Raw genomic sequence first — 4,951 nt, forward strand, 5'->3', positions numbered from 1 at the left:
CAGTCCCAGGGACGACCTGCCCTGCCTCGCCGGTGACCCCGACCTGTTCTTCGCCGAACGGCCGGACGATCTGGAGCGGGCCAAGGCGCTGTGCGTCGACTGCCCGGTCCGGGCCGAGTGCCTGGCCGCGGCGCTCGAGCGGGGCGAGCACTTGGGCGTGTCGGGCGGCGAGATCTTCGATCACGGCGGCGTCATCGCCCGGAAGCGGCCGCGGGGGCGGCCCCGGAAGGTCGCGGCATGAAGCCCCGCGTCCGGCCCGGTGTCCGTGCTGCGGCCCGTCCCGCCCGCCGACCGACATCGACCGTGCGGCAGCCCATCTCCGCACACATCCACTCCACCATGGCATCTCCCGTCCCTGACCGGGCGGCCCACTTTCGAAGGAATGACATGAGTTCTCTCATCGAAGATCTCGCTCGGGATCGGATACGCCAGATCGAGCGCGACGTCGAACTCAGCCGCCAGGCCCGCCGGGCGAAGCGGCTGCGCAAGGCGCGCTGAACCACCCGCGACGGCGCGGCCGGACACCCGTATCCGGCCGCCCCGTCGCGGTGCACCGGCGGGCCCGGCGCCCCGGCCGTAGGGTGTCCGGATGGACGATCCGCGCGAGCCGGCCGGGCCGCCGCCCGGTCCGGTCGGGGCTTGCCAGTTGTGCGGAACCGCGGTGCCGGCGGTCGCCCTCGGCTGGATGTCGGAATCGACCGTGCGGGGCACGACCTGGACCTGCCCGACCTGCGCCCGTACGCACCTGCGGGCGATCGAGTCGAAGCTGGACCAGGAGTACTGGTAGGCGTCCGGACGATCGGGCCCGGTCAGAGTGGGTCGTGGAAGCCGGCCAGGTGCTCGATGACGATGTCCCGGAACGGGGCGTTGGTGTCCAGCTGGCACATCACGGCGACCGAGCCCAGCGTCACCCGGTGGATCAGCAGGTAGGACGGTGGCAGGTTCAGATGCCGGGCCACCCGGGACTCCTCGCTGGAGAAGTCGGACATCCGGGCGAACTGCGCCTGCATCCAGGTCCGGGTGAAGTGGAACGTCTCGTGCCGCAGCGGCTCGACGAACGGGACCACGTAGTCCATCAGCAGTTCCGGGTCGGGGTGGTAGCCGGGCGGGATGAAACCCTCGCCCCGCAGAGCCTCCACCACGAGGTCGGCGTGGCCTTCCAGAGCCAGCCGGGTGACCTTACCGATGATCGGCGGCGCCCCGTCGGGCAGCCGGGCCACCGACCCGAAATCGATGACCGCCAGCCGGCCGTCGTCCGTCAGCAGGTAGTTGCCCGGATGCGGATCGGCGTGCAGCAGGCCGACCCGGGCCGGCGCGGCGAAATGCAGTTCGGTGAGCAGGCTCCCGGCCCGGTCCCGCTGTTCCCGGGTGCCGCCGGCGACGATCCGGTTGAGCGAGGTGCCGTCCACCCATTCGGAGATGATGGCCTTGGGGGCACTGGCGACCACCCTGGGCACCAGGTACTTCTCGTCACCGGCGTACCCGGCGGCGAAGGCGCGCTGGTTGTCCGCCTCGCGCGCGTAGTCCAGCTCCTCCAGGATCCGCTCCCGCAGTTCCGCGACCAGCGGCTTCATCTCGGTGCCCGGAATCACCATGCCCAGCAGCGGGGCGACCCGGAACAGCTGGTCCATGTCGGACTTGAGCGCGGCATCGGCCCCGGGGTACTGCAGCTTGACCGCGACCGGCCGGCCGTCGTGCCAGATGCCGCGGTGCACCTGGCCGATGCTCGCGGCCGCGGCGGCGTCGTCGTCGAACTCGGCGAAGCGGGACCGCCAGCCGGTGCCGAACTGGTGGGCCATGATCTTGTGCACGGTGGCCGGGGGCATCGCCGGCGCGGCGTTCTGCAGCTTGGTCAGCGCCTCGCGGTAGGGCGCGGCGTACTCGTCGGGAATTGCGGCCTCGTAGATGCTCAGCGCCTGGCCGAACTTCATCGCCCCGCCCTTGAGCGTGCCGAGCACCTCGAAGAGCTGCTCGGCGGTGCGGCGCTGCAACTCGCTGTTGACGCTCTCGCGGTCGCGGCCGGCCAGCCGCTGACCCAGCCCGAGCGTGGCCCGGCCCGCGGCCGAGAGCGGCAGGCTGGCCAGACGGGCGGTTCGACTCAATGCGCTCCTGGGGATGTCGGCCACCCGTCCATTGTTCCTGACCGTCGGCGCGGGCCCGGCGGCGTCCCGCCTGGACCGACTCACCGGCACCCGCAATCGGGATGAACCGGACGGCTGCGGCGGCCGGTGGACAGTCCCTCCGCGGTCCACTCGATCGAGGAGTTGATCGTCGCCGGAATCTCCTGCCCGTCGATGAGATCCAGCACCTGACCGGCGGCGAACGCCGCGGCCATCGCCGCGACGGTCACCGGCGACCGGGGCGCTTGCCGGGCCAGTGCCCGGGCGACCACCGGCCAGGCGGGATCGGCGTCGACCCGGTGGCGGTGCAGGCAGCCCAGGCAGCTCGACCGGCCGGGCAGCACGAGCGGTCCGACGATCGCGCGGCCGGCCATGGTCAGCACGGACAGGTGCGGCAGGCGCTGCTGCACCAGGGCGGCGGCCAGGCCCAGGTCGGGGACGGTGTCGCCGGCGAGCACGGTGACGGCGGGGCAGTGGTGCGGCGCCGGCCGGTGGGTGCGGACCGCCGGGTTGGCGGCCCGGATCGCGGCGGCGGCGGTGGCCGCCGACCGGGTCCGCAGCGCCAGCGCGCCGCGGGTGGGATCGTGGTGCACGTGCCCGACGCCGGCCGCGGCGACCAGGGCGGCGACCAGCCCGGCGGCGACCGAGTCGCCCCGGACGACCACCAGGGCGTCCCTGCGGGTCTGCAGGATGCGGCCGGCCGCCGCGGGTCCGTGCCGGTGGACCAGCCCGAGCCGTTCCGGCGCGAGCGACCCGGCGCCGGCCCCACCGCCGGGCGGGCCGGGCGCGGCCGCCACCAGCAGGTCGGCGTGCAGCAGCTCATCGAGCAGGTCCTGCCAGACGAGGGGATCGGCGCCGTGCGCGGCCAGCAGGACCCCGACGGGGCGGGACCCGTCCAGGCCGGACAGGACGGCGGCGGCCTCGGGCGGGGCGTTGAGCAGCAGGATCCGACGCGGTTCCTCGGCGCCGATCTGCACCTCGTCCGGCGCGCGCACGATGAGCGGGACGTCGGCGGCCAGCGTGTAGCGGCCCGCCGGGTCGACCCGCGGGCCGACACCGGGGGGCGTGCGATCGAACCGCGTGGTCATGTCCATCACCCCGGAACCAGGGTGACGGATCGTGGACCACCGGTCCTTGGTTGTCCACAGGCCCGGGCGGGCCTGTGGACAAACGCCTCAGGCCTTGCCGAGGATCCGGTTCATCTTGGTGCCGCAGACGGGGCAGGTGCCCTTCGCCATCCGGCGGCCGTTGGTCTCGGCGACCTCACCTTCGAAGTCGCGCTTCTCCTTGCACTTGACGCAGTAGCCGTTGTAGGTCTCGGCCATCGGCCCTTCCTTTCGTCCGCGGTGACCCGGCGGGCCCATCAGTCGATCCGGGGATCGGACCGGCGCCCACCGTACCCGGCCGGCCACCCGTCGCCGGGGATTTGGACATCGGGTCCGCGCCGGCCCGCGGCCTGCCAGACTGACCGGCATGCCCTACACAGCTTCCGACGACCGATACGACTCGATGCCCTACCGCCGGACCGGACGCAGCGGGCTGCTGCTGCCGGCCGTGTCCCTCGGGCTCTGGCAGAACTTCGGCGACGTCAATCCGCTGGCCACCCAACGCGCGGTGCTGCGCCGGGCCTTCGACCTGGGCGTGACGCACTTCGACCTGGCCAACAACTACGGCCCGCCCTACGGGTCGGCCGAGATCAACTTCGGCCGCATCCTGGCCGAGGACTTCCGCCCGTACCGCGACGAGCTGGTCATCTCGACCAAGGCCGGCTACGACATGTGGCCCGGCCCGTACGGCAACCTCGGCTCGCGCAAGTACCTGCTGGCCTCGCTGGACGCGTCGCTGGAGCGGATGGGCCTGGACTACGTCGACATCTTCTACTCCCACCGGGCGGATCCGGGCACGCCGCTGGAGGAGACGATGGGGGCGCTGCACACCGCGGTCGCCTCGGGCCGGGCCCTGTACGCCGGCATCTCCTCCTACTCGCCCGAGCGGACCCGCCGGGCGGCCGAGATCCTGGCCGACCTGGGCACGCCGCTGCTGATCCACCAGCCGTCCTACTCGATGCTCAACCGGTGGATCGAGGACGGTCTGCTGGACACCCTGGGCGAGCTCGGCGTCGGCTGCATCGCGTTCTCGCCACTGGCCCAGGGCATGCTGACCGACAAGTACCTCGACGGGGTGCCGTCAGGATCTCGAGCGTCCCGATCCGGCGGCTCGCTGTCCACCGACCTGCTCACCGACGACGCCCTGTCCCACATCCGGGCGCTCAACGAGATCGCCGCGGGCCGCGGCCAGTCGCTGGCCCAGCTCGCGCTGAGCTGGGCCCTGCGCGACGAGCGGGTGACGTCGGTGCTGATCGGCGCCTCGTCGGTGGCCCAGCTGGAGGACAGCCTGGCCGCGACGAACACCCGGGCCTTCACCGACGACGAACTGGCCGCCATCGAGGGCCACGCCGTGGACTCCGGGATCAACCTGTGGAGCCCGTCCAGCGCGGTCTGACGGCGGCCGGCCGGCCCGCGGGGCTCAGACCTCGCGGGTCGGCGGTTCCTCGTCCGGCCGGTCGGCCGGCGGGGCGTCCGGGGACCCGGCCGGTCCGCCGGCCTCGGGGTCCGACCCGGGCTTGCCGAGCAACTGCGTCTCGATGTCGTCCAGGCCGGCCAGCAGTTCGGTGAACTGCTTGTCCCGCTCGACGAAGCCCTTGGGGTCGTCCAGGTCCTTACCGGAGGGCAGCAGGCCGGGGTCGGCCCAGAGCGCGTCCCGGCCGTCGGTCCCGCGGGACTCGCTGACGGCCTGCCACAGCTCCGCGGCGGCCCGCAGCCGGCGCGGCC

7 protein-coding genes are annotated in these 4,951 nt (G+C 73.2%); 3 read left to right on the plus strand and 4 right to left on the minus strand.

Going from position 1 to position 4,951, the window contains the following annotated elements; translation table 11 throughout:
* Together ACOJUF_RS16010 and ACOJUF_RS16015 are read left to right on the plus strand one after the other, a co-directional pair.
* Positions 1-241: WhiB family transcriptional regulator (locus ACOJUF_RS16010; protein WP_420122824.1), on the plus strand; the 241-nt coding region annotated here is incomplete at its 5' end.
* A gap of 348 nt (positions 242-589) precedes the next feature.
* Positions 590-787, plus strand: a complete 198-nt coding sequence (locus ACOJUF_RS16015) for a hypothetical protein (RefSeq protein ID WP_420122825.1) — start codon at positions 590-592, stop codon at positions 785-787.
* Positions 788-809: 22 nt separating this feature from the next.
* Here the strand turns inward: ACOJUF_RS16015 and ACOJUF_RS16020 are convergent, their stop codons facing one another.
* From ACOJUF_RS16020 to ACOJUF_RS16030, 3 genes are all read right to left on the minus strand, one after another.
* A complete protein-coding gene (locus ACOJUF_RS16020) occupies positions 810-2,126 on the minus strand; it encodes an ABC1 kinase family protein (protein ID WP_420122826.1) in 1,317 nt (438 codons plus the stop codon).
* 56 nt (positions 2,127-2,182) lie between these two features.
* The gene (locus ACOJUF_RS16025) at positions 2,183-3,208 is read right to left on the minus strand and encodes a hypothetical protein (RefSeq protein ID WP_420122827.1); all 1,026 of its coding nucleotides are present in this window, start codon (positions 3,206-3,208) and stop codon (positions 2,183-2,185) included.
* An 87-nt stretch (positions 3,209-3,295) separates the two neighbouring features.
* Positions 3,296-3,445, minus strand: coding sequence for a DUF5679 domain-containing protein (locus tag ACOJUF_RS16030; RefSeq protein ID WP_015746895.1), 150 nt, complete (start codon positions 3,443-3,445; stop codon positions 3,296-3,298).
* A gap of 148 nt (positions 3,446-3,593) precedes the next feature.
* Here ACOJUF_RS16030 and mgrA point away from each other — a divergent pair, with 148 nt between their 5' ends.
* A complete protein-coding gene (gene mgrA, locus ACOJUF_RS16035; RefSeq protein WP_420122828.1) occupies positions 3,594-4,622 on the plus strand; it encodes an L-glyceraldehyde 3-phosphate reductase in 1,029 nt (342 codons plus the stop codon).
* A gap of 24 nt (positions 4,623-4,646) precedes the next feature.
* On the opposite strand, the gene ACOJUF_RS16040 is transcribed toward mgrA, so the two are convergent.
* Positions 4,647-4,951: zinc-dependent metalloprotease (locus tag ACOJUF_RS16040; RefSeq protein WP_420122829.1), on the minus strand; the 305-nt coding region annotated here is incomplete at its 5' end.

It is taken from the genome of Nakamurella sp., from assembly GCF_048594475.1.
GTDB lineage: Bacteria > Actinomycetota > Actinomycetes > Mycobacteriales > Nakamurellaceae > Nakamurella.

Bases quoted from the DNA above. Each gene is read 5' to 3' on its own strand.
- ACOJUF_RS16030 (WP_015746895.1), bottom strand. From the start codon at position 3,445: ATGGCCGAGACCTACAACGGCTACTGCGTCAAGTGCAAGGAGAAGCGC.
- mgrA (WP_420122828.1), top strand. From the start codon at position 3,594: ATGCCCTACACAGCTTCCGACGACCGATACGACTCGATGCCCTACCGC.
- ACOJUF_RS16025 (WP_420122827.1), bottom strand. From the start codon at position 3,208: ATGACCACGCGGTTCGATCGCACGCCCCCCGGTGTCGGCCCGCGGGTC.
- ACOJUF_RS16015 (WP_420122825.1), top strand. From the start codon at position 590: ATGGACGATCCGCGCGAGCCGGCCGGGCCGCCGCCCGGTCCGGTCGGG.